This is a genomic window from Aeromonas piscicola (assembly GCF_000820005.1).
GTDB classification, from domain to species: domain Bacteria; phylum Pseudomonadota; class Gammaproteobacteria; order Enterobacterales; family Aeromonadaceae; genus Aeromonas; species Aeromonas piscicola.
Window position 1 is genome coordinate 772 of record NZ_CDBL01000021.1, and the last position, 328, is coordinate 1,099.

Sequence of the window (328 nt, forward strand, 5' to 3'; positions counted from 1 at the left end):
ATCTCCTGCACTGTTTCCAACAAACTCGGCCAGAGTCGCCTCATCACGCATTATAAAATCAACCGCGTTAACTGCCGTAGCAAACACAATCTCTACGCCGACATTGACCTTTGCATATCGAACGGCCCCTTTCACATCGTTTATCCCGATGCCAGCTTGCACAACTTTCGGGTTGTTGGCCTTCCACTTGTTCCCTTTCATCAGGGTTTGTGCGTGTCGTCTGTAATTCTTGATGATTACATAATCAACGCCTTTGATGTTCTTCGTATACGCTGTTACACCCAAGCCACCAAGACCCCTTGCAGTCTCAACAGTAGTCTTGATGCCA

1 protein-coding gene is annotated in these 328 nt (G+C 47.6%); it reads right to left on the reverse strand.

Annotation, left to right across the window (positions count from 1 at the left end):
- The coding region (locus tag BN1128_RS25830) for a hypothetical protein (protein WP_042866501.1) at positions 1–328 on the reverse strand (328 nt) is incomplete at both ends.